The sequence below is a fragment of the Geobacter sp. genome, from assembly GCA_009684525.1.
GTDB lineage: Bacteria > Desulfobacterota > Desulfuromonadia > Geobacterales > DSM-12255 > Geoanaerobacter.
The window spans coordinates 444886-470664 of the sequence record WKKR01000002.1 but is presented as its reverse complement, the minus strand read 5'-3'; the positions used below and the strand labels follow the sequence as shown (position 1 = coordinate 470664).

13 protein-coding genes (1 of these 13 only partly in view) are annotated in these 25779 nt (G+C 62.2%); 5 read left to right on the top strand and 8 right to left on the bottom strand.

Annotated features, from left to right (window positions below; translation table 11 throughout):
- Positions 1-68 precede the first annotated feature (68 nt).
- Complete coding sequence (locus tag GJT30_08305) at positions 69-854, bottom strand: SDR family oxidoreductase (GenBank protein ID MSM39607.1); 786 nt, start codon at positions 852-854, stop codon at positions 69-71.
- 231 nt (positions 855-1085) lie between these two features.
- Between GJT30_08305 and GJT30_08300 the strand changes: the two genes are divergently transcribed.
- Together GJT30_08300 and GJT30_08295 are read left to right on the top strand one after the other, a co-directional pair.
- Complete coding sequence (locus GJT30_08300; GenBank protein ID MSM39606.1) at positions 1086-1523, top strand: hypothetical protein; 438 nt, start codon at positions 1086-1088, stop codon at positions 1521-1523.
- A gap of 249 nt (positions 1524-1772) precedes the next feature.
- Positions 1773-1973: a cold-shock protein gene (locus GJT30_08295; protein ID MSM39605.1), complete on the top strand. Its 201-nt coding sequence runs from the start codon at positions 1773-1775 to the stop codon at positions 1971-1973.
- A 476-nt stretch (positions 1974-2449) separates the two neighbouring features.
- Here the strand turns inward: GJT30_08295 and GJT30_08290 are convergent, their stop codons facing one another.
- Entirely contained in the window at positions 2450-3157 is a 708-nt protein-coding gene (locus tag GJT30_08290; protein ID MSM39604.1) for a hypothetical protein, read from the bottom strand.
- A gap of 197 nt (positions 3158-3354) precedes the next feature.
- On the opposite strand from GJT30_08290, the gene GJT30_08285 reads away from it, so the two are divergent.
- The 3 genes from GJT30_08285 (at position 3355) to GJT30_08275 (ending at position 5387) form a co-directional block, all read left to right on the top strand.
- Positions 3355-3534, top strand: a complete 180-nt coding sequence (locus GJT30_08285; GenBank protein MSM39603.1) for a CsbD family protein — start codon at positions 3355-3357, stop codon at positions 3532-3534.
- Between the two features lie 190 nt (positions 3535-3724).
- Positions 3725-4522, top strand: a complete 798-nt coding sequence (locus GJT30_08280; GenBank protein MSM39602.1) for a methyltransferase domain-containing protein — start codon at positions 3725-3727, stop codon at positions 4520-4522.
- Between the two features lie 235 nt (positions 4523-4757).
- Positions 4758-5387, top strand: a complete 630-nt coding sequence (locus tag GJT30_08275) for a hypothetical protein (GenBank protein MSM39601.1) — start codon at positions 4758-4760, stop codon at positions 5385-5387.
- A 100-nt stretch (positions 5388-5487) separates the two neighbouring features.
- Here the strand turns inward: GJT30_08275 and GJT30_08270 are convergent, their stop codons facing one another.
- The 6 genes from GJT30_08270 to GJT30_08245 form a co-directional block, all read right to left on the bottom strand.
- Positions 5488-6123, bottom strand: coding sequence for an efflux RND transporter periplasmic adaptor subunit (locus tag GJT30_08270; protein MSM39600.1), 636 nt, complete (start codon positions 6121-6123; stop codon positions 5488-5490).
- Between the two features lie 116 nt (positions 6124-6239).
- The gene (locus GJT30_08265; protein ID MSM39599.1) at positions 6240-8237 is read right to left on the bottom strand and encodes a prepilin peptidase; all 1998 of its coding nucleotides are present in this window, start codon (positions 8235-8237) and stop codon (positions 6240-6242) included.
- A gap of 49 nt (positions 8238-8286) precedes the next feature.
- The gene (locus tag GJT30_08260) at positions 8287-10437 is read right to left on the bottom strand and encodes a PqqD family peptide modification chaperone (GenBank protein ID MSM39598.1); all 2151 of its coding nucleotides are present in this window, start codon (positions 10435-10437) and stop codon (positions 8287-8289) included.
- A gap of 5 nt (positions 10438-10442) precedes the next feature.
- Positions 10443-12293 (bottom strand): HlyD family efflux transporter periplasmic adaptor subunit, encoded by a 1851-nt coding sequence (locus GJT30_08255; GenBank protein MSM39597.1) that lies wholly within the window; start codon positions 12291-12293, stop codon positions 10443-10445.
- A 41-nt stretch (positions 12294-12334) separates the two neighbouring features.
- Complete coding sequence (locus GJT30_08250; GenBank protein MSM39596.1) at positions 12335-12652, bottom strand: DUF3467 domain-containing protein; 318 nt, start codon at positions 12650-12652, stop codon at positions 12335-12337.
- A gap of 179 nt (positions 12653-12831) precedes the next feature.
- Positions 12832-25779, bottom strand: partial view of a DUF4347 domain-containing protein gene (locus GJT30_08245; protein ID MSM39595.1) — the 3' end only. It continues 18696 nt past the right edge of the window; the window shows 12948 of its 31644 coding nt (coding positions 18697-31644); its start codon lies beyond the right edge, outside the window; the stop codon is at positions 12832-12834.

Sequence of the window (25779 nt, the reverse complement as noted above, 5' to 3'; positions counted from 1 at the left end):
TCTGTGAGTGTACCACTTCCTGCGGCTATTGCGTCTTCCCGCATTTCCCGGCTTGGATTGCGAAACCGCTAACCGGGCAGCACCGGCGATTCGGCATAGATCATCTTCCGGGTCATCCCTCCGTCCACCACGAAATTCTGGCCGGTAACAAAGCCGGCCTGGGGTGAAATCAGATAGGCGACCATTGCAGCGACATCCTCGGGTTGCCCCACCCGCCCAGCCGGGTGCTGGGCATGATCCTGCGGGCTTAAAACCGGCGACTCGCGCCAGGCGCTCTTTCTCCAGGCATCGACCGCAATCCAGCCAGGGCTGACGCAGTTCACCCGGATCTCCGGACCAAGGCTCACGGCAAGGGCATGGGTCAGGGCGACGATCCCCCCTTTGCTGGCTACGTACGCCTCGGTATGGGCCTCTGATTGCAGGGCACGGGTGGAAGCAATGTTGACGATGGCGCCTCTGGCCGCTCGCAGAAGGGGTATTGCATGTTTGCTGCAGAGGAAGACACTAGTGAGGTTGGTTGCAATGACCCGGCTCCAGTCTCCCAGTTCCAGCTGTTCCACCGGGGCGGCATTGGGCATCGCAATCCCCGCGTTGTTGACCAGGACATCCAGGCGGCCGAACCGCGCCCTGATCCGGTGCACCACCCCTGCCACGGCCTGCTCGTCGGCGACGTCGACAGCAACGGCGATGCATGAAGCACCATACTCTGCAGCTGTCTCCTCTGCCGCCTCCTCGTCGATGTCGGCAACGATGACCCGCATCCCGTCCCGCACCAGCCGCTGTACAATCCCCTTGCCGATCCCCTGGCCGCCGCCGGTAACCAGGGCAACCCTTTCAACATTCTCTGCCGTCATGTCGTCTCTCCTCGCTTCTGCCCCACCGGACGGCATCTCTGGCCCGGCAGGGCCTCCCCTGCTGGCACGACCCGGAGATCGCAACCTTTTTCGCTGCAGAATCGGGCCGTTGCCGGGAATGTTACCTTAACAATTGCCCCGCCAGCCGGAACATGCTATATATGGTCGACACCTGACCACAGGGACCCCCCCTGTGGTTTTTTTGTTGGGCACCACCATTAATGGGAGAATATCATGTACAGACAGCTATCGGCAGGCAGTATTGTTGAAACCCAGTGTACCCGCTGCCGAAAACTTATGAACCATACGATCGTCGCCATGGTCGGCGAAAAGATTGTCCGCGTCGAATGCAACACCTGCCACGGCGTCCACAACTACCACCCGGTCAAGACGGCCAAAGAGCCGGCCGCAGCCAAGCCTACCCAGAAAAAGACTGCGACCACCCGCGCGCCGAAAGCCAATTCGGCGGCCGCAGCCGCTGCCGAGTGGGCGGAGCTGCAGGCAGCCTTCAACCCGGAGCAGGCGGTCCCCTACGACATGAACGGCACCTACCGCATCAATACGCTGCTGCTGCACCCGCGGTTCGGGCTCGGTGTCGTGCAGCTCGTTCTGCCCAAAAAGATCGACGTCCTGTTCCAGGAAGGGAAAAAACGGCTCCTGTGCGGTTAAACGCGCATCCTGCCCGAAGCGTCCCGCAGATTACGGAATGCGGCAGCGGTGCCGCCAGCAGCACCGATCCATGCAATATCTGGTCTGCCGGCGCGTCACATCGGAAAAAGTGAAATAAAATCTATTTCTTTTAAATGGTGACAGATTGAATATATCAGCTTGACTCCAATAGAACAAAGCTGTTACTGTCACTAAGATTCGGCATGAGGCCGGACAATTAAACAGGAAGTATCAGGAGAATGTACGCACATGGTAAACGGAACAGTAAAGTGGTTTAACGACAGCAAGGGTTTTGGATTTCTCGAGCAGGAAAATGGCGAAGACGTATTCTGCCATTTTTCCGCCATCACGGGTAATGGGTTCAAATCCCTTGCCGAAGGCGATAGGGTGACGTTTGAAGTTACCAAGGGTCCGAAAGGGCTTCAGGCCGCAAACGTAACCAGAGTTTAACCCCGTCTCCTGTAGACCCCAAAAGCCCCGGGTGGTCCTCGGGGCTTTTTTGTTTCGGCAGCTCCGGGTGCCGCCCCCCCGGCAGGCACCACTGTCCCTGTCCCGTCAGGATCATCCCGATCCAGAACCCGTTCGCACAGGAGTGACCCTATGGCAAAACCCAATTACTCGTTTCAAAAGCGTCAAAAGGAATTGGAACGGAAGAAAAAGAACGAGGAAAAACAGCAGCGCAAGCGGGAAAAGAGCACTGCCACTGACGAACCCCCCGAAGAATCCCCTGCTGAGGAAGAGACTGCCGAAAACTGAACACGCCAGGCAGCCGGTTGCCTGGCCGCTCTGCTCCACGAAAACCGCTGTAACGGGTTGAGCTTTCCTGTCTCGATCAGCTCCGCTATCCACGCTTTTGCCCGTGTCAATCCAGACGCCCCGTACCAGCACGCCCCGTCAACACCCCTTTCACCCCTGGCGTCACCCGCCTACATCAATTTATCGTACCACCCCCACGGGTTTTTCCGCTTGATCCAGACCGGGACCACGAACAGCAGCACCACCAGCGCCAGGCCGAGCGAAATCTGCAGCAGGATGCCGCCGGTGAAGAAGCTCTTTCCGTAGTAGTTGAGGATGATCGTGCCGGGGGTCATCCCGATCAGCGTGCTGAGGGCAAAGGAGCGGAGCGACATCCGCGTCAGGCCGGCCCCGTAACTGACGAGGGCGAACGAGAATACCGGCTCCAGGCGGGCGAACAGGACTATGTAGGCAAGCTGGCGCCGGGCGAGCCGGTTGCTGAAGGTGATCTCCCGGTGGAGAAGCCGGGTGATCGCCTCCCGGCCGAGCTGACGGGCAAGGAGAAAGCAGACGATCGCACCGGCTTCGGACCCCAGGAGCGCGTAAACCGTACCCCAGAATGGCCCGAAGAGCATGCCGCCGGCGATATCGAGAGGAGCGTTGGGCACGACGGTCACGACAATGGCGATGACCCGGAGAAACATATAGATGAGCGGTGCCAGCCAGCCAGCCCTTTTCAGGAAGTCTTCGATCCAGCCCGGATCGAACAGCTCGGGTGGCGCCTCATGCCAGACGATAACGCCGAGCACCGCCACGAGCACGACAAGGACCACAGCCCTGACCGCATAGGCAAGGTTGTTTGAATCGGCTGAAGCCATGAATCGGCCCGTTCTCCCCATCCAGGGGCGTAACAGTCACGTACCGGAGTATACTGGCCCCTTGCCCAAAACGCAAGGAGGGCAGCCGGTCCAACACGTATTGTCTTCCCCTAAAATGCAGGAAGTCTGCTATAATTACAGCAGGAGAAAGAACCTTTACTGCAGGGGAAGGAGCATGTTGCATGGCCGCGCAGTCGAGCGCGGCAGGGAGGTGTACCATGAGAGTCAGCACACGGTTTATGGTCAGAGGGATCTTCCACGAAATGAGAGGGAAGGTCAAAGAGATCGTCGGCTCTGTCTGTTCCAACAGGAAACTGGGAGCCAAGGGCACATTCGAACGGATCACCGGCAAGATGCAGAGAAAGGTCGGCAAGGTACAGGGGATGTGCGGATTGTAGCTGCGGATCTCCTGCCCGATGCGGGCAGGCAGAGCATGCTGCCACGCTCTCCTTACTGAAAGATTGACTTCTTTGCCCGTCTCTGTCAATTTTGTGAGAACACGTTGACGGGTATCCACGGATCAGATTCAGCAGAAGGGCCGAATCCATCAGGGGGTTGATGGGCGGCCCTTTTTTCATGGGGCAATAGATGCAGGCAGTGATCGACCTGGTGCAGGTCTTTTTTCGCGTCGCAGCGCAACTGGGACGTACGCTTCTCTACAAAGCGAAACAGGGAATCATGTCGGAGAACTGCCGGATGCGGCAGGACAACCCTGCGGTCCGGTTTCCGCCGTGCGACCTCTCCACGACCGCCCTGAACCATTGCGACTACCGTCTCTATCTCAATTCCGGCCTGGCGCATGCGCAATTCGTCGTTGAAACGATCCGGAGCCACACCGACGCCCGCAACCTGGCCGTCTGCGAGTGGGGCTGCGGGCCGGGCCGGGTCATCCAGCACCTGCCGCAACTGGACAATGGCATTGCCCGCCTGATCGGCACCGACCGCCACCACGCCACCATCGACTGGTGCCGGCAGAACCTGCCCCATATGGAATTCCTCTCCCACGGGATGCACCCACCGCTCACCCTGGCCAACAACAGCATGGACGTGGTCTACTGCTGCGCCGTCTTCTCCCATCTGGCCGAACCGCTCCACCACGCCTGGGTGACCGAGATCCTGCGGTTGCTCCGGCCGGGCGGGCTCCTGATCGCCTCGTTTCACGGCAATCACTACGAGGACCGCATGGCAGCCAACGAGCTGGCCGACTATCGCAACGGCAGCCTGGTCGTCCATCCCAAGGGGAGGGAGGGGGAGACCGATTTCGTCTCCTTTGCCGGCGACCGCTTCGTCCGCGAACATCTGCTCAACCTCTTCGACAATATCACCCGGCTCGATGACGCCCCGTTCCTGCAGACCGTCTGGGCTGCGACCGCGCCTGCAGCGTGAGCACTGCGAAACCACCCCTCTGCCTCCCGTTGATCTTCTGATTTTCCTCCCATTAATCGCTGGCAAAGATGCATTTTTTCAGCTAAAGTAAATTTCGTTATTTCCACTAAAATACTATGGACGCCACTGCACCTGCGAATCCGGTCCGGTTTATTTCCCCGGATTCTTCGGAGCCGTCAGCGGCACAGATCGCGGCAAAGCACGGCTGTCCATGCACTAACCGGAAGGAGCGGCAATGAAAAAAGGGAAACTGGTCGTCATCGAAGGGATCTATGGTTCGGGAAAGCTTGCGGTGAATCTGGCGGAAAAGTTGCGGAACGCACTGACCAGCCAGGGGAAAGAGGTGTATGAAATCGACAGCCCGGATTCCGGTCGCGCCATGCTCATGGGGGCACAGGACCTTGACTGCGGCTGGCGGTACGGGCTGTTCAGGGCCGATTTCTTTTATGAACTGGCGTCGAGGGCGCGGGCCTGCTCCGTGATCCGCGACGAGCTGCAGTCCGGTAAGATCGTCCTGTGCAAGAACTTTACGCTCTCCTCCATTGCCTATGCCAGGATAAAGGGGCACGACTGGTTCCGCGAGGACCTGAACTGCCTGGAAGCCGGGGCCCGCGGCTTGAATTTCGGCGGCGAGGTATCGCCTGACCTGACCATCTACCTGGATCTTGACCCGGCAGTTGCCATCGAAAAGCTCGAATCGCGGATTGAGGGCTTCTTTACGCCGGATGATATCCATCAGCAGGCTGCATGCTTCAAAGAGGAGCTGTCGAAACTGCCGAAGGAGAAGGTCGGCATCATCTCTGCCGCAAAATCGGACGAGGATATTGCGGCAGAGGCACTGGCACTCATCGCAAAGATTGTGTAGCACCAGGTTGCAGGGCTGGATGGGGAAGATCCACTGACAAAGATCCGGGGAGACGGGGGAAAGCCCTGTTCTCCCCTTTTTTCGCCCAGGGCGTCTGCTGCTAAAGAAAACGGACCCTGCACCTGAGGCCGGAGGGCACCTTCAGCTTGGGGTTGGGGAGTTCGATCCGCACGCCGAAGGTACTGCTGGCAGCATCGATCACCCTGTCGACGATGGTTACCTTACCGATGTAAACGCCGCCGACAGGCGCTTCCGGCCGGATCTCCGCCTTCATCCCTTTCCTGATCGCACCATACCTGCGCGCAGGGGCGATCACCTCGATCCGCAAGGGGTTCAGGCTGGCCAGCTTCATGATCGGGGTCTCGCCGACATAATCGCCCGGAGCCATGAGGCGCTCCGTGACCACGCCGTCGATGGTGCTCGCGATGGTCCGCAGTTTCAATCTTTCCTGGGCCTCTTCAAGCTGCAGCTCGGCCTTTTTCAGTTCGTTCACCAGCTCATCATGCTCATGCTCCGAAATGAGCCGCTTTTTCGCCAGCTCGACATTCCGCTCGGCCTTGCGCTTCAGAAAGGCGACATTGGCGCGGGCCAGCTCGACGGAAGCCTTTTCCACGCCCGATTTCAGACGGGCCAGCACCTGGCCGTTCGTCACGATATCGCCCCGTTCCACCAGGACCTCTTCGATGATGCCGGACACCTGGCTGCTCACCTTCACAACCTCGTTCGGATAGATCATCCCTTCCGATTCATCGGCGGCACACGATGTCGCCACCTGACAGAAGAACAACAGTGCACAGACCATCGTCCCGGTTAAGCGCCTCAAGCTGATCATCTCCACCCTCCCGCTGACCATCATTCCTCGCGTCTGACAAACGTCATCTGTTTTCTGCGCTGCACATCCTGTTTGAACAGATCCCGGCGCATCCGTGCATGGAGCGCCTCGGTCCGCTTTTGGGCGTACAGCAGGGCAGATTGTGCCGCATAATTCCACAACCACGGCGCACTGCGCAGGAGCCGCCGGGCGATCCAGCCACGAATCCCCCCGGTGCCTCCCTGCATGATAGCATCCTCCAGCGACAGGATCATCTCGAAACTGCCCGGATCGCCCTGCCGGGCAGACCGTCCGGCAAGCTGACGGTCGATGCGCGCGGCATCGTGCAGATCGGTCACCATGACATGGAGGCCGCCCAGCTCGCAGACCCCAGGACCGAGCTTGATGTCGGTGCCCCGGCCGGCCATGTTGGTGGTAATGGTAACGCAGTGGAGATTGCCGGCCCGTGCCACGATGGCCGCCTCTTCGCTGTCGTTTTTCGCGTTCAGGACCAGATGCGGAATCCCCTCTTCCCTGAGCAGGCAGCTGATATCCTCGGACGCAGCAACCGAGCCGGTCCCGATCAGGAGAGGCCTGCCAATGGCGTGGATCTCCCTGATCCTTTCCAGCAGATACCGCTCCTTTTCCCGCTTGCCGGGGAACAGGGGGGCTGGATGCCGGACGCGGAGCAAAGGGCGGTGTGTGCGGATCCTGACCGTATGCAGGCCGTAGACGTCCCACAGTTCGCTCCTGACCTCTCGGGCCGTGCCGGTCATGCCGGACAGGTGCAGGTAGCGGCGGAAAAATTTCTGGTAGCTGATCCGGGCCGCGGTCTCCTGCTGCCGGGTGATCTCGCACCCCTCCTTGATCTCGATCAGCTGCTGGAGCCCCTGTTCCCAGGACCGGTCCGCCATCACCCGACCGGTATAGGGGTCAATGATCTGGACCTTGCCGTCCCGGACCAGATAATCCTTGTCCCGGTGAAAAACATGGAGCGCCGAAAGGGCCCTGCGCACCATTTCGTGCTTCCTGATCGTGCTCGTCCATCGCGTTTCGGCCGGCAATGCAAGCTCGTCGATCAGCCTGTTCCCCTGATCCGACATCCTGATCTGCCGGGATTCCAGGTCAACCGTAAAGTCTTCCCGTTCCTTGAGCGTGGCGGCAAACCGGATGACGGCATGCATGAAATGCTCTTCCTCGCCATCGACAACCGGGCTTGCAATGATGAGCGGGGTCCTGGATTCATCGATCAGGAGGCTGTCCGCCTCGTCGACGATGGCGTAATGCAGCCCCCGCAGGAGGAGGCGGTTTTCCCTGGCATCCTTTGCATAGAGTGACTCGGTCTGCAGCCGTATCGGGGTCCCGTCGAAATCGCCGATGGTCAGCTTGTCCCTCAGGTAATCGAAGACAATCTCCTTGTTGGTGCAGTAGGTGACATGCGACTGATAGATGCCGCGCCGCCGCTCCACCGGCACATCGTGGAGGACACACCCGACCGACAGTCCCAGGGCGGCATATATCGGCCCCATCTCCCCGGCGTCCCTGCCGGCCAGGTAGTCGTTCACGGTCAGTACATGCACGGGAATGCCGGCCAGAGCGGCGGTGCCTGCGGCGAGCGTGGCGGTAAGGGTCTTCCCCTCCCCGGTCTCCATCTCGGCAATCATGCCGTTCAGCATGACCCAGCCCCCCATCAGCTGCACATCGAAATGCCGCTTGCCCAGCGTGCGGCTGGCCACCTCGCGTATCAGCGCGAACGATCTGCCGACCACGTCGATCCGGAACCTGTGCCGGCGCAGGTCAATGCCGAGCTGTATGGCTTCCGCCGGGATGGCACTGTCGGGGAGTGCGCCGAAATGTCGTTCATTGGCCTCGACATGCGGCAGAATGCGGTCCGGGCGGACAAGGGCAGGGCTCAGCAACCGCCTGCCCCCCCCCAGGAGAGCGCGCACGGAGGCCTCAAGAAAATCGGGACGGGAATCCTCTTTTTCCGGGCGTTGGAAATGGGTAGCAGGAGGATGTGTTAAAAGGTCACGCAACATGGCTGCCTGGCAGGATGGCATGACAATGGGTCATGCAGTTGTCTCATCCCTACAAATCGAGTTTGCCGATCAACAGGCTTCTGAAGCTCCTGTAGCAGCGTAATGCCAGCGTCTCGGGCTGGTGCTCAAAGCGGACGAACGCCCGCTCCCCGATCCGCTTCAGGGGGGTGTCGGGCAGCACGACGTCGCAGACAAAGTATTTTTTGAAAGCCTGGGGTTTTTCGGTTTCAGTGGGATCGAGGGCGATCGAGCCGCCGCCGGAGGTACTGAGCGCCATGCTGGGAAGCTCATTCGACGCCGCCGGCACCTCCCGCACCATCTTTGCCGGCAGGACCGTTGACAGATTGCCGGCAAGCCTGGCTTCGATCCTCTCCGTCCGGTTCCGTATCTGCTCGACAGAGTCCTGGTCGACAACCACCCGGACGATGGCATGCGAAAAGTCGACCACATACCCCAACGGTTCGCCCTGCTTCACATAACGGCCGGGCATGTCCTCAGGCTGCTGCACCAGAAACGTCCCGTCCGCATGGCTGTGTATCATGAGGCCATGCAACCGCTCACGGGCCCGGTACAGTTCGGCTCTCGCCTTCTCCCGCTCCTGGCGCAGGATCTCCGCCTCAGTGCGGTCAGTGACAAGGCTCTGCAGGTAGCGGGCCTCAACCTCGCGCAGGTTTGCCGACAGCAGGTTCAACTCCTTGTCGAGCTTCGGCGCAACGCAACGGATCAGCAACTCCCCCGGTCGGACATGCGACCCCGGCCGCGCCACGATTTCGGTGATGAAACCGTCAGCGCCTGCCGTGACCTGCGATTCATCGGGGACCCAGACCACGCCCTCGGCAATGGTGCAAGTGGGGAATCGGATCACAAAGGCCACCAGAAGGAGTATCGCGGCGAGAACCGAGCCGATGGCCGCAGTCCGCAGGCGATGCTGGGAGAAGAGCCGCGATGCCGAGGCAGAACGGATCGCCCTGATCAGGGGGACGACGATGAATCCGATGAGCGTCCAGGCAGCAACGATGACGCCGAACAAGAAGTATTTCCCCGCAATATACAGGGCAATGGCAAAGGTTATGAACACCCGGTAGGCAAAGGAGGCGATCCCGTAAAGGGAGAGCCAGAAGGCCTCTTTCAGGTTTGCCGCCGTGCTTTCGGCCTCCCTGATGCCGAACAGCCAGCGCCGTGCCAGGAACCCCCAGTATTCGCCGCTGCGGGTCGCCAGGTTCGGGATCTCCAGGAAATCCGCCAGGATGTAATAGGCATCGTACCGTATCAGCGGATTGCCGTTCATCAGGAGCGTGGAGACCCCGCTGATGATCATGACGTTGTAGGCGACGGTGCGTGCGATGCCCGGCCCCACCTTGGCCCAGACGATCATGGCGATGGCGGCGAGCAGCAGCTCAACGAGTATGCCGGCGGCGCCGACCAGCATCCGCATCCCCTTGCGCCGGAAGGCATATGCTGCCGTGGCATCCACATAGGGGATCGGCATGAAGACCAGCAGCATGATCCCCATCTCATGCACTTCGCCGCCCCATCGCTTGACCGTATAGGCATGCCCGAACTCGTGCAGGATCTTCACCAGCGGGTAGATCAGCGAAAGGATCAGCAGGTTCTCCAGGCTCAGCACCCGCTCCGTGACATTGGCGGTCAGCTCATGCCAATGGATACTGGCAAGGAGCACCCCATAGAAGACCATGCCGGCCCAGAGCAGCATGCCAAACCAGCCGAGCAGGGGGCGGATGAACGGTATCGTCCGGTCCAGGAACCGGTCGGGGTCGAACAGCGGGAAGCGGAGCGAAGTCGGCGACAAGAGATAGGAGAGCAGCCGGTTCCGTTCCACCTTGAGGCTCCGCTCGCTCAGATCGCGCATGTCCGGCGGGAGTTCCGATTGCAGGGCATCGAAGCTGTGGATCTGGGAGAGAAGGTGGATGATCTCGTCCTGGGTGGGGACGGCATCCTCCAGGTGCTGGCAGGCGGCATCCCAGATATCGGCCATGGTCCGCTTGCCGTCCATCAGACCGACGATGAAATAGGCTTCGCTGGAAATGCGATGGAATCTTCCCGACGAGTGGTCCTGCAGTACATACCACTCCCTGCCGCGAAATCTCTGCCGGTGGATCTGGACATGGCTGCGCAACCGCGGCTTCAGCATGGCAACACGGTACCATGCCGGGCTGAACATCTGACGGTCTCTGTTCATGCCGCTTATGGCCACCAGTACCACACCTTCAGCCGGAGCCAGTTCCTGAACTCCCGGGTCCATATAGAGATGAGCCTGCGGCGGTCCACGGAGATCTTTGCCACCCCTTCCATGCCAGGGCGAAGACTGTTGCTGACCAGGTTGAGTTTTGCCTCGACGCGGAAATAGTTCTTCCCTTCCTTCTGCAACGATATGGGGGTGATCTTTTCCACGACGAATGGGAAATTCTTCTCCGCCATGGTCGGCAGGACGAGTTTCCCTGTCTGCCCGGTCTTCACATCGTCAATCTGGTACTCGTCGACCTGCATGATGACCCGATAGGCGTTCAGGGGGGCCACCTCGAACAGCACCTCCCCCTGCTCCACGGCACCGCCGATCCTCTGGCTGAGGTCGCCGCTCACCACAATGCCGTCGAACGGCGCGACAAGAGCGGTTCTCTGCAACTGGCTCCGCACCAGGTTGAGCTGGGCAGCAGCCTGGTCGAGCTGGGAGTTGATGATGTTCGCCTTGGCCCGTTCATCGGCCGCGATGGCTTCCTGGCGCTGGCGCTGGTACTGTACCTGCTGGTTCTGCCATCTCGACTGCTCCAGATGCAGATCCCTGTCGTCCAGGGTGCAGAGGACCGCCCCCTTTTTGACCAGGTCGCCCGAGCGGACCGTTGCCCCCTTGACATAGCCATTGAACGGCGAGGCAATGGATCGCCGAATCAGCGGTTCCAGGACGGTTGTCGCCGTTATGCGGTAGTCGCCGGTTGCCACGGAAAAGAAGATGATCAGCCCCACCAGCGCCGCTGCCAGCAGTTTGCGCCCGACATGACCCGAACCGACCAGCTTGCCCAGTTGCGTCTCGACGGAAGCCCAGACCTTCAGCGGCAGCATGAGATCGTTCTTCCGCTTTGCCTCCAGGATAGGGGCAACCAGGGCGAAGACCCCGCGGCAGACCCTGATCTCCTTTTCACAAAAGGGGATGTCGGCCGGCCGTTCCAGGGTAATGGCGCCATAGTATGCCTTGTTGCCATAGAGCGGGATCGTCAGAACGGATTCCCCGCCCTGCTGGCGCGACAACTCCGCATGATCCCTGACTACGAGCGCCTTGGCGTCTAGCGGCAACGGGAACAGGATCTCGCTCCGCTGGAGGATCGCCTCTTCCATGGCCGTGCCGATACAGCGGACCAGGTTCATGTTCTTGGCTAACTGGGCACTGTGTGACATGGCCTGCAGCCGGATATGATCGTCCCTGAAAACCCCGAGGGAGGCCCGGTCGCATCGCATCAGCGACGCGAGCTCGGTAACGAAGACCATGGCGGCGTCTTTTGCACGCTCCTCAGCCAGGACAGCCGCCAAAAGGTCGAAAGAGGACTTCATCTCGACGAGGGTGCTGTCGCTCCGTTCGGCCTGCTCGCGGCGATGGTGCAACTCCAGCCAGGACGAACCCCACTGCAACTGCTCCATGACATGGCCGAGGGACTCCTCCGATGCGGCCTTCACCTCGACGGCCACGACACCGAACAGCATCTCCCCGATCATGAAGGGGTAGGCAACCGCGTAGGAATTGAGCGTTCCGGGTTCGCCGGACGAACCGCTGCCCGGTGCCGGAAGCTCGGTCAGGAGTCCGCAGCGCTCTGCCAGGACCTGTTCGCAGATATCCGCAAGCCGCTCCGGATCGGCCACCTCTTCCGGCCAGGATGCAACCGGGGCATAGGAGCCGGATTCGGGATCACCGACGACAAGGAGACCCTGCACCGCCGGGGCGATCAAGGACGACTGGAGGGCGAGCCAATGGTAAAAAAAGTCCTCCCCTTCCGCTTCCTTAAAGGAGGACCATCGTTTCTGGAAGGTATCTGCAGAAGTATTCATAGAGAATCAACAGGAGCGGCAATCAGATCCATATCCCCTTCTTATGCGGGCTTTTTTTCGGTTTCTACGGGAAGGCTCCCGAATGCGGCCTCATACTGCTGGATGACCCCGTTCAGGATCAGGGCGAGGCGCTTGGCGGCATAGGGGTTGAGGATGATCCGGTTGGTCAGGTCGATGGTGATCTCCCCCTGCCCCACATTGATGGTCTGATTGGTGCCGAACAGGAGGGAGACCTCTTCGCGGGTGCTTGAGACATTGCACACGTTCGCATAGGTGGTCTTCATGTTCGTGTGGTCCCACTGGATCTTTGCCGTCTGTTCCTCTACGGGGCTCGTTTCTTTCTTGTTCTGTGCGGTCATGGTATGAGGTCTCCTCGCGTGATGGTAACAACCTGGTGGTAATCATCGAATCATGACGGAAGCGGTCCGGCCGGGCGAACGGGGAGCATCCATGCTCCCCGTTCGCCCTCCGTCGCCTGTAGATAGTGTAACATATCCCCGAGAATCATCCGATTCAAGCTCTTTTCCCGCAGCGCAGCCTACCCCCATCGCTGGAAACGACGGCGCCGCGAGTCACGCTCCAGTTTCTCGAAACTGCTCCGGTCGAGACGCGCCGTGCGATCGGCCGCTGCCGCAGGGGTGCCGCCGACCGCCAGTGTCCCTGCAAAAGCCGCAACGAGTTTTTGCCCGGAGAGCTCTTCGTCCGCTGCAGGTTCGGGGGCCGGACTGGTATCGAGAGCTGCCTGCCGTATAGGCAGGGGTTCCGCCAGGGGAGCGGCATCCGCACCGCTGGGCTGCACGTTCGGCTCTGCCGCCGGCTCTCGTGCCGGTGGAGCAGGGTTCTCCCCGTCCGCGTTATAGGAGTCGGAGCGCATGATCAGCGATTCGACATCCTCAGCCGATACCGGCTGGAAGAACCTGATCAGCCTTTCGATCGACTCGCCCGACATGACCTGGTCCGCACCATGGCATGAAACGGCAGGCGCCTCCCACATCTGCGCCATCTGCGGCCCCTCTGCCACGGGGGACGGTGCCGGTTCGCCAAGCACGCCGGCACTCGCTGCAGGGAGAAGTGGAGCGCCGGGGCCTTGTCCATCCCTCGTAAAGGGTGACTGGTAGAGGTCGAACAGGGTGTATGCCAGGAAATCCATCTTCATGACGACCACCGACTCCACCTTGCCGTCCTTCATGACGATGCGGCCATACTCGCCGATCATGACATTGTTGGAGAAACTCCCGTAGAACAGGTCGTTGCCATCCCCGCCCATCATGATGTTGCTGCCCAGAGTGCCGTTCAGGCTGTCGTTGCCACCGATGAAGGGGTCGATGGTCTCGATGGTCATGACACTGCCTGCCCAGGCCACCCGGCCACCGTCGCCGAGCAGGACGTTGCTGCCGCCACCCGCAACCAGGGTATCGCTGCCGGCACCACCGATCAGCGTATCGTTTCCGCTGCCGCCGATCAGCGTATCATTGCCACCCGTGGCGGGGTCCGTGCTGAAGGCCAGTAGGGGGGTGCCGTCGGCGGACAGGGAGACGATCCCGTAATCGCCGAACGCGATCAGATCGGAGTGCCATGCCGCTGCATTGACGGTGTCCGAGCCCCCTTCGCCGAACACTACCAGGACGCCATCCTGGCTCGGACCGGCTGCCGTTGCCGTGATGACGTCGTTGCCGTCTCCAGTCCTGACGATTGCGGCAGTGCCCGGCAACACGCTGTCAATGGCGATATGATCGCCGCCGCTGCCGTACGCGATGTTGATGCCGCCGCTGAACCCGTCTGCAGCGGTGAAGCTGATGACGCCCGAACCGCCGGCATCACCGGTCATGCCGGAGATGCTGCTTTCCGTGATCAGAACGGGATTGAGCGCTGTGCCGCGGCCGGTCGTGTTGCCACGGTCGTTGAGGTTCAGGGTGTTGATGCCGCCACCACCGTCCAGCACCAGGTCCCCGCGGATACCATCCAAAGTGCCTCTCACACTGGATGGTATCGAGGAAACGTTGAAGGTGTCATTGCCGCTGCCGCCAATGAAGGTCGTGGTAACGCCGGCCGGGGTAGCGGTGATGTTCAAGGTATTGCTGCCAGTGCCGAGGGCGATGTTCAGGTTTTCGATTTCTTCATAGTGGATGAAGCCGTCCATGCCGAAACCGGTAATGGTATCGGTGCCGTAGGTGCCGCTGCCGCTCCCGCTGTTGCCGGAATCGTCAAGGATCAGGGAATCGCCGGAGCTGTGGGGCCCCCCGTACACGAACAGTGCCCCATTTATGCCGGACAGCACCCCGCCGCTGTTGCCGCTGCGACTGGCATTGCTGCCGACATAGATCAGGTCGTCGCCGCCGCCGGTCCTGATGATCGTCTGTGCCTCGATACCGGGAAGGATGATGAGATCGTTGTCGCCATTGCCGTTGACGCTGACCGTCTCCGCACTGATCGTGCCGTGGAGGTCGATGACGCTCCCCACCCCGGCATCGGCATCGGCAAAGTCCCCGTAGATTTCCACACCGGTTGCAGCAGCGACCCTACTGCCGCTTTCCAGGATGACATCGTCCCCGCTCTGCAGGACGACCCGTCCCCAGGTGCTCTCGACCGTCACGCCGCTGCGGACCGTGATGTCGTCGCCCGCCGTCGCACCGTCGGTGGAGGTAAGGATGACGTCGTCGGTGGTGGAGCGGATATCGGCCACCACCGTTATCGGACTGCTGGCCGTTATCCGGATCTCGCCGGTCGCCTCGGTGGTGCCGCCGGTGCCGTCACCGGCATTGCCGACAAAGAGAGCGCCGCTGTTGTGGAGCCAGATGCTGCCGGCGACCGAACCTTCCACGTTCGTCACCTGGGTGTTGAGGAAATCGTCCGACCGTCCCACCCCGCTGTCGGAGCGGAGTATCGCCGCCGCTGCAACGATGGCCGTGTCCGTTGTCCCGTTGAGGATGCTCCCCTGGGCCGCCAGATACGCCTTGCCGAGCGGGGTGGAGACCTGGCCGAGCAGCAGGTCCCCCAGGGTTTCGATCAGGTAGACGTTCTGACCCGCGGTTATGTTCACCAGGCCACCTGTTGCGGTATCGACGTCCAGGTCGTTGCCGGCCGCGCCGATGGCGCCGAGTCGGGTGTTCAGGGTGATGTTGGCGGCAAGGACGTCCGGGTCCGGGTTGTCGTTGTCATCCAGGATCGACACGGCTGCCGTAAGAGTGGCATCGCCACCGGCCGTGATCAGGCCGACATTCATGTCGCCGCTCACTTCGGTCAGGAAGATGTCGCCGCCGGCAGTGGCCGTGACCCTCCCCAGCCCCGGCGTGACGCCGTCTGCCAGCGGCAGCTCGGTGTTGAGGGCGTTGCCGCTGGCGCCGATGGAACCGCCCGCAGTCAGGGTGAGGGTATTGGCCATGATGTTCCACTGGTCGTCATGATTGCCGTTCCGGATCGAGTTCGAAGCGGTCAGGGACACGTCGCCTTCGCTGGTATAGACGGTATCGACAACGAGATCGTGATTGACCGCGCTCAGGTCGATGTCGCCGACGGAACGGGCGGTCAGCGCCGACTGGAGCAGATCAACAATCAGCGGATTGAGGCCGGTGCCGATCCTCGTCCCGCTCCCCTCCAGGATAATGCCGCCGCTGGCGCCGCCACCGGTAACATTCGTCTTGCTTCCGCCGGTGACGTCGTAGATGCCGCCGGCAGCCTTGATCCGGATGGCGTCACCGCCGACGATGCTGTCGATGTTGATGTCCTGCTCGCTTCCCAGGTAGACGTGGCTGCCGGCGGTGATGGTGATGGAACCATTCGCCGCGATGTCCACATCGTCGTGCAGGGTGACCTCCAGCGTTGTTGCCCCGCTGTTGGCCGCAAAGATGTCGACGATATTGCCGGCGGCATCCCTGGCGACCATGTCGTCACGCTCGGCAGCAGCCAGGATCAGCCGCTGCTCGGGGCTCAGGTTGGCGCTGTCCAGCGGCAGGGTGAAGGGTTCGTAGCCGCTGATGCCGCCTACACCACCGTTGGGCGTCGCGATGAAGACGTTTCTTGCCGTGATGTTGGCCTCTTCGATCTTGGTCTCGGTATCGGTCTTGGTCCTGAGCAGCGACGGATTGAACGAGGTCTTCAGCTCCTCGTCGGTCCAGTAGTACCCCTCCATCAGGCGGTTGTACTCGTCGCTCCCCACGGTGACATGGTACTGGTAGCCGTCGATCCGGGAGTCGCCGAGGGAGCCGTAGATCAGGTGCAGGTCGTGGTACTCCTGGGTACGTTTGGCGACCAGGTCGGCGATGTCGGCGTCGGTCCAGCCATGGGCCCGGTAATAGGCAAGCTCCAGGTCGGAGAGATGGACCTGGAAGGTCGGATCGTAGACCGACGGGTCGGCCTGCTGTTCGCGGTAGTTCCAGTAGCTGTTGTATTCGCGGGTCTTCAGCCCCTCGTAGGCGAGCAGGTTCTGCTCAGCAGCGGCATCGGCACCCGATTCCAGCGTCAGCTGCATCTTTGTCCAGAGCGCCTCCAGCTGGGTGATGGTCCGCTCGTCGCGGGTATCGTTCGCGTTGTAGTCGAGCAGGTCGCCGTTGTCGATCTGCAGGTGGACATCTCCCAGCACCGAGGTGATCCGGTTCAGATGCAGGTCGCCGGCCGCCTCCTCCAGGTAGATGTCGTTGACCGCCGCGGCAGTCAGGCTGTCGGTATCTGCACTGCCGCTGTCGACGAGCAGCGCCTGGTCTGCACTCCCCAGGCCGCCGGAACGGGAGGTGAGCTCCACGGAACCGCCGCTGATAAGGGAGGCAGCATGGCCGTTGGGGAGTATATCCTGGCCGGCGGCACGGATATCCCGGTCTGCGCTCAGCGTGACATCGCCGGCTGCTGCAGTGATCGTTCCGACGGTGAGCGAGCCGTCGATCTCGTCGATGACGATGTTGCCGCTGTCGCTCACCGCATCGAGATAGCCGCCGGAGAGATCGGTCTGCAGGGCAAGGGCAGCCGTACCGATGCCGTCGGCCGCATGCAGCTCGATGACCGTGCCACCGACGACTGCAGTATCGCTGGCAGCGGTGATCGAGCCGCCGCTGGAGTCGATCGAGGTCGTGCCGCTGCTGTTGACGAGCGCACCCTTGATGATGACATCGGTGGCGGAATCGATGGTGATGCTCCCCGTATCCGAGCCGATGAACTCGATGGCGATACCGTAGTCCGCCTTCTTGCTGACGTTGACGTAATCCTTTTGCCCCTGGGTGAAGATCTGGATGTAATGGTTGTAGGTGGTGGAGAAGATCCACCAGCCGCTGGTGGTGGTGTAGGAATAGGCGTTCACTAGCACTTCGTTGGCCAGGGTCACGTCGATGGTTGTGGAATACGAATCCTCATTGATCCTGGCGTAATCCCAGGTGACGAAGGTGCCGGTATCCAACACCTCTTCGATCCCCGTGTCATACACGGTCACCGAGTTGGGCTGCTGGCCCGGGTCGGCCGAGAGCCAGTCGATCCCCCAGAAGCTGGAGGTAATGTACTCTTTCACAATGATCCGGACCTTGTCATGGCCGGTGACAAAGACATAGCGCTGCCCCGCGTCGGGCTGGTAGCCGTCGGCGGCGGAAAGGTAACGACCCGCCGTGGTCGAGGTGAGGACGCCGTTGACATAGGTCTTGATGTCGTCACCTTCCCGGGTATAGGTGGTGACCGTGGGGGTTGCCCCGGCGATCGGATTGCCGCTGTGATCGAGGGTATTGACGGTATCGACGATCCTGATCACCCCTTCGATGCCGTCGCCACCCGTATCCAGACGGTTGATGACAACGGCATAGCTGGTGTCGTTATGGATGTTGATGGTGCCGTAGCCGTCCACCACCTTCAGGACGGCGTTCGGGTTGGTGTTCATGATCTGGCCGGTGAGCTGCATGAACCCGCCTTCCACGGCAACGGAATCGATGAAGATCTGTTTTGAATCCCGGTCGTAGTAGGCCTCTATGGTGCTGTCCGACGTGGTCTGGAGGGTCAGGTAGCGGCCGAGCGACTCATCGGCCTCGAAGGCGGCGATCTGTGCATCGAGGTTGCCCAGCAGCGTCACGCTCCGGTCGGGGCGGCCGCTCTGGATGGTACCGTTCAGGTTGAGGTAGCGGGCGGTAATGAAGATGTTGTTGCCGGCAATCGTCGGGGTGTCCTGGCTTCCGTACGGCTCGCCGGCGGTGCTGTAGAAGCCGTCGCTGCAGAGGACGAAGTCGCGGCCGCTGGAGATGTCGATGTTCTTCGCCGCGATGGTCTGCCCTTCACCCCCCTTGACGATGACGCTCCCCTTGTTGTTGTAGATCTGCAGGGTCCCCCGCAGGTTCGAGATCGAACCGGCCACCTCGATGTCCGGGGCGGCGGCGCCGGCATACTGGGGCTGGGAGGCAAAACTCGGGTTGAAGGTGCTGCCGATGGAGATGAGAGTGGTGGTCTCGTCGGCATCGGTGGCAACCGTGGTGAAACTGGCCGTGGCGGCAGAGTCGACAGTCGTGTGGAGCAGATCGTAGACCGCGGCGATATCGGCGTTGGAGGTTACCGGGATGCCGTTGAACAGGACTCTGCCTCCCTGCTCCGACGGAATGGTTACGTCACCCACCCGCAGGTAATAGGGGCTGGCGTTGACGATCCTGATGCTGGTATCGTTGTTGCTGTAGAGGTTGCCGCTACCGGTGAGGGTGCCGGCAGTGACCCGGATATTGCCGGAACTGGCCGTGATATCGGGAAGCACGATGTAGGTGACGTTGTAGTTGGTCTTGGGACAGAAGAGCGCATCCGGGTCGTCGTAGCCCGGATCGGACGCATCGATCAGCCCCAACTCCTTGGCCTGCATCTTCAGCTGGGTGATCTGGGCATTGTAGCCGGCAATGGCCGCGGTGTTGCCGTAATGTTCCGCCTTCAGCTCCTGCAGGCGGGCGATCTCGGTGGCGATGCTGACCCCCAGGTCCTCGGTGACCGTGGTGGGGGTGCCGATCCCGGCGGAGATGCCGGAACCGGTGATCGTCACTCCGTTCACGTTGCCGGCATTGACCAGCTTGTACTCCATGGAGAGGCTGATGGTGGTGCCATCGGCGCTGATGGAGGAGATCAGATAATCGCCGTCATTTGCGCCGGAACCGCTGATGGTGATGGTCTGCCCTTCCAGGAAGCCATCGGCGATCCAGCTCCCGGACGCCCTGCTGATCGTGTCGCGGCCGCCATAGACGCTGGCGAAGGTGAGGAGCGGGCTGCCGTCCATGGTCGTGGTATGGATCTGGATGGAGCTGGGATTGTAGCTGGAGACCGAGCAGCCGGTCTGCCCGACAGCTTCCACCAGGGAGAAGGTCTTTTCCAGGTAGATCGTCGCACCGTCCACCGCGGCGATCCGGTAGGAGCCGTCGTTGGCGCTGCTGCCCGAAACCTGGATCACCATGCCGGTGCTGAAGCCGTCGGTCTGCCAGTTCCCGGCCGAGCGGGTGATGGAGTCGCGTGCCTCGGTATGGGAAAGGGTGACCGTGCCGACGGTGAAGCTGGTCTGCACCTGCTCGGCCCCGCGGGCCGTGATGCCGAAGGCGGAGGTCTCGTCCGTCAGGGTCTCGCCCAGCGCCAGGGTGATAGTCGAACCGCTGACGCTCTCGACCAAGTAGCAGCCGTCGTTGCTGGAAGAACCGCCGATATGGATGATCTGGCCGGCGGCAAAGCCGGTCCAGTTCGAACCGTCGTCGAGCAGGATGGTTCGGCTGGCCGCATCGAACGTGACGGTCCGTGTGCCGTTCTGCACCGTCGTATAGTCCGTGTAGGCGATAATCGCCGACGATACCACGCCCGAGGCATTGGCATGCAGCGCCTCTGCCAGAGTGAGCGTGTCGGCGGCCACCGCCGTGATCGTATAGGTGCCGGCATTGACGGTGCCGGTGACGATCAGGGTCTGGCCGACTGCAAAGCCGTTGCTGATGAAGGTGGCATCGCTGGCCGAGCGGGTGATGGTATTGGTGGCCGTATCGAAGGTGAGGGTGAGCGGATCGGTGGCGGACACCGTGGCGCTGGTCTCGTAGGCGAACAGGGAGGTGGGGATCTCGTCGGTGGTGGAGCTGATCGTGTAGAGGCGGCTGTTGGAGACCGTAAGGGTCGTCGCGTTGACGCCGGTTATGAGATAGACACCGTCGTTGGCCGGATCGGACGACCCGGAAATCCGCAGGTACTGCCCGACCAGGAAGCCGTCGTCGATGAAGCTGCCGCTGCCGGCCGCACGCCCGATGGTGCCGGTGGACGAATTCTCGCCGCTGAAGGTCAGCAGCGGATAGACGCTCCCGGCAAGCTGGGCGGAAACCGGTTGCACCGCCTTGATAGTGACGCTGCCCGCCACATGGGCGGTGGCGGCAAGGGTAGAGTCGCTCGTCAACCGCATGATCGTGCCGTCGCCCGAGATACTGGCGATGGTGTAGAAGTTGTCGTTGCTCCCGGCACCTTCCACCACGATATGCTGCCCCGCCACGAAGCCGTCTTCCAGCCAGCTGCCGCTGTCGGCGGCCCTGGTGATGGTGTTCCTGTCGACATCGAAATCGAGGGCCGGATTGCCGGTGGCGACATAGTGCGACACGACGATGCTGCCGTCGCTGACCGCACCAACGCTGGAGGCTGTGAGCGGGGTGCTGACATTGAGCGTTATGGTGGTGTCATCGACGGATTTGATCAGATAGGCGCCATCCATCCCGTCGGTGCCGCTGACCTGGATATACTGGCCGGCACTGAAACCATTGTCGATCCAGCTGCCGCCATCGCCGCGAACGATGGTATCCTCACCCGCGGCGTTGTGGAAGGTCAAAGCCGGTGTCCCGGTCATCGTCACGTTGTTCTCGGCAACGATATTCTCGTCGATGATCAGGAACTGTTTATTGTTCAGGCCGGCCTCGACGGTGCCGTCCACGTTGACGGTGCTGGTCAGGGTGTCCACGCGGCTGCCGCCGGTCTCCTTGATCGATCCCGAGCCGCCGAAGAGGGAGAGGAAATCCCCCAAGAGCTCCATGTAGGCATCCTGGTAGGACCAGTTGCCCGCTGCCGTGTGGGTGCCCCCAATCGCCTGGAGCACCACGTCCTGGTTGCTCCCGATCCAGGCATCCTCCGTCACATCGATGCTGCTGTCGTGGATGATGACCGCATCGGCAGTCGGGTTTGAGCTGACCGGGAAGGCGGTCTTGTTCCAGAGATCGGTGCGGGCAGAGACGGAGAGGGTGTTACGGTGCTCGCCGTCGGCGGTACCCCCGGTGTAGCAGGTGACGTCTTCCACTGCCTGAACGGTCGCACCGTCATTAACGGTGATCGTATTGTCCACCGTGGCGTGGGCAACCGAGATCCCCTGGGCATAGCCGGCCAGGCCGTAGGTCTTGGCATCGGCCTGCGCCTCGAGGTCGACGTCGGTCCAGCTGGAGACATTGATGGCGCCGCCGCTCCTGATGTCAGCGCTGCCGATCACCACTTCGGCTACGTTGGTGTCGTTGTAGATGTGCGATTCGGTCATGGCAGTGGCGACCGCGCCGCCGGCATCGATCTTCGCCTTGTCCTTTGCGGTCACGTCGTTGTAGGCGGTGAGGCTGATGTCGCCATTGCCGCCGTTTCCCGCGGTCACGGTCACCGATGCATTGTTGCCGATGGTGACATGGGTCTCGTTGGAGATCTCCGTCTTGCTGGTGCCGGCCGGGAAAGCCCCGACACCACCCGAGGCGGAGATCAGGTTGTAGCCGCTGAGCCACTCCTTGTCGACCCGGTTGTCCGCTTCCATCTCCAGCTGGTTGGCATCGATGACGGCGCTGGCACCGATGGCTGCAGTAACGTCCGCATCGACGCCGTTGCCGATGGTGGCGCCCGAGGCATCGATGACGCCACCGGACGAACTATCGGTCGAACCGTTGAACTTCGCCGTATGGTCGGCGGTGATCGCCAGGCTCGCCACATCGATGCCGTTGCCGCCCCCCTTGCCCCCGACCGACGCCAGCGTGACGCTGGTGCTGTCGGTATACGCTTCGGAAGCAGCTACCGCAACCACGCCGCCGGTACCAGAGACGGCAGAGGCGATATTCTCTTCAATGCCCCCCGCCGTAATGGAGAAGGCACCGCCACTGGCACTGACACCATCGGCCAGGCATGCGTTGATGGTGCTGTCGCTGGAGGCGGTGGCGCTGTTGCCGCCAACGGCAACGACTGCGCCGTTATGACCCGAAGCGGTGCTGTGCTGGGCGCTGGCGAGATCGGCAGTGATGGTTGCCGTACCGGATATGTCGAGGCTGCTTCCGGTCTCGGCAGTGGCGTAGACCTTGCCGTCGCCCTTGGCGATGCTCTCGGTGGCGAACACCCCGACAAAGCCGCCACTGGAGCCGGTGGCCGTTGCAGTCGCCGAAACATTGCCTGCAGGCAGCAGCTGACGGGCGGTCAGCACAAGCGTGACCGCCTCGATGGTGGCATCCTGACCGATGGTTGCATGGATCTCCGGTGAGGCCTCTGCCTCCGCCTTGGAGCCGCCTACTGCCACGGCGCCGGCGCTGACACCGGTAGTTGCTGCACTGGCATCCACGGTGGAACGGGCATCGACCGTCACCGCGTTCGCCCCGGTAACCGTGGTATCGGCGCCGATCTCCGCCGTCACGTCCGGCGTGATCTTCGCCGTGGAGCTATTGACCCCGACCGCCACCAGGCCGCCGCTCACCGCATCGGTCACGGCGCTCGCCTTTTCGAAGTCCGTTGCCTTGACCGTCAGGTCGTGCACCGATGTCAGGGTCGCCCCGTCGATATGGGCACTGGTGCTGCCGTCGTTGGTGGCCGTCGCCTTCATGACGCCGACGCCGACGCCGCCGGCGGCGACACCGCCACTGGTGGCGCTGGTCGTGTTGTTGGCCAGGGAGGCGACGGTCATGTCGCCGGTAACCGTCAGGCTGGCGCCTGAGGCGACCCTGGTGTTGAGGATCGCGGAGCCGGTTGCCGTTGCTTCGGCACCATTCACGGAGACGACCCCGCCGCCGGGGGCGCTGGCGTCGGCCGTGGCTCCCTTGGCGATGATGGTGCCGTCCTCATTGGTGTTGTGCCGCGACTGCAGCAAGACGCTCTGGGCAGAGATGACCGCGTTGCTGCCGAGATAGGTCTCCAGGTCAGGCGACAGGGTGGCCACGGACTTGGAAGTCCCGACGCCGACCAGACCGCCGGCGATGCCGTCACCCTGCGACGTCGACGAGCCTTCGGAAACGGAAGAGACCACCAGCGCACCCGTAAGTGTCAGATGCGCGGAATCCGCCACGTATGCCTTCAGGGTCGGCGTGACGGTGGAGGAGGCGTCGGCGCCGTTGACGCCGACCAGTGCCCCGCCACAGGCCAGGGCGGAGGCATCGGCGGTGATATCCGTCGCCGCAGCCACGGTGAGATCCTGGGCGCTGACGGAAGGGGTCGCGACATAGGCCCTGACGTCCGGATTGACGGTCACCGTGGACTGGGAGGAGCCGACGCCGACGCCGAGGGCAGCGGCCACGCCGATGGTCTCCGCCGATGCCGCGGCGGTGAGACCGGCCTCGACCAGGAGCTCGCCCGTCAGGTTGATATCTGCCGCACTGCCGGTAAAGGCCCTGACCGTCGGATCGATCCGGGTTTCGGCGTAGTTGACCGCCACCCCGGCACCGATACCGCCGGAGACCGCGATGGACATGGTATTGACTGAAATGTCGGCAATGGCCTGGACAGCGACATCGACGACGCTCAGCCCCGGCTCCTTGCCGATCTTGACGATGTCGGTCCCCTGGCTGTCACCGATGGAGGCCTGGGTTGTGCCGCCGACGTGGGCCATGGACTCGGCAGCGCCCGCAGCGGCCAAGCCGCCGGCATTGACGCCGATCGAGAGGGAATCGATGGCGACAAGGTTCTCCGCCCGCACCGCCAGGGTCTGCGCCTGCCGGACCTCGGAGCTGCCGGCGATCGATGCGGTGATGTCGCTGAAAGAGTCATTGCCGGCATAGGCGTTGCCGCCCGCACCGATGACCCCGCCGGAAACGTTGATGCTGATGGTGTCGACGGCTGAACTGTCGCCGGCATAGACGACCAGGGAATTCGTTGCCCTGAGGATCGATGCGCCGCCGACCGTCGTCGCTACCGTGTTGTCGAACAGGGTGTAGGAGTTGGCGCTGCTCCCACCCAGGCCGAGCGCACCGCCGACACCGGCGGCCAGCGAGAAGACCTTGCTGCCGGAAAGCGTCTCAACCGAGATGTTGGCAGCGGTAACCGTGGCATCGCTAAGGGTGGCGCTGATGTCGTTGGCGATGGTGTTGCTGGAGACCGCCGCGCAGCCGCCCACGCCTGCGGACACGGCAACGCTGACCGCCAGGGAGATGATGTTCGCCTCGCCCCAATCAGCCCCTTCACCGGATGCGGCATTGAGATAGCTGTCGGTCTTGTCGCGGTCACCCGAGCCGAGATCCTGCACCAGGAAGCCTGAGGGGCGATTGCTGGCCGCCTTGTCGCCTGCAGTCACCGTCACCGTCCCGTTCAGGGCCGTAACGGTGGCATCGCTGACATCCGCCGCAATGGTGCTCTTGATGGAGTTGACCGCCACTGCGCCGCTCAGCGAGCCGATGAACGAAGCCGACAGCCCGGCGGCCAGGGTGCCGATCACCGGCGAGGAGGTGGCGCTGACCAGGACATTGCCGGCGGAGATGACGGTGGCATTGTTGCGGATACCGGCCTCGACGGTATCGGCGATGTTGTTGACCGCTACTGCGGCACCGGCTGCGACAACGCCGCCGGCCATGCCGGCAACGGTCACGTTGCCGATGATCGGACGGTCGCTGGCGGTGATGGAGACCGAACCGGTGGCATCCAGGAAGCTGTCGTCGACATACGCCCGGACGCTGTTGCCGATGGTGTTGACCGAGACCGAGGCACCCAGCGCCGCTACGCTTGCGATCCCCACGTTGCCGGTCAGGGAACCGATCACCGACAGATCGGAGGCGTCGACGGTAATGGTGCCGCCGGCCGCCACGTCGGGCGCATTGGTGATGTAGGCGCTGGTCTCGTTGGAGGTGGTGTTGACCGAGACCGAGGCGCCGGCGCCGATGGCTCCGCTCGGGCTGCCGACCGTAATGCTGCCGATGACCACCGTCGTGTCGGCGTCGAGCCCGATGTTCCGGGTAGCATCGAGGTTGCTGCCGTCCACAGAGGCGGCGACCGCATTGTCGATGGTATTGACCGTCACCGCCCCGCCGACGGCAAACCCGCCGCTGGAGATGGAGAGCGCCAGCACGCCGATCACCGAGGTATCGCTGGCCGAGATCAGGATGTCCCGCCCCGCAACAGCCGAGGCGCTCTGACTGCCGTTGACCAGGCTGCCGCTCAGATACGCCCTGGTCGTATTGGCGATGGTATTGACGCCCACCGCGCCGTCGATGGCGACCGCGCCGCTGGAGCAGCTGGCGGCGATGTTGCCGATGACGGCGGTGCTGGTTGCCCTGAACCTGATGTCGCGGTCTGCCTGGAGAGAGCTGTCGCTGGCATAGGCGGC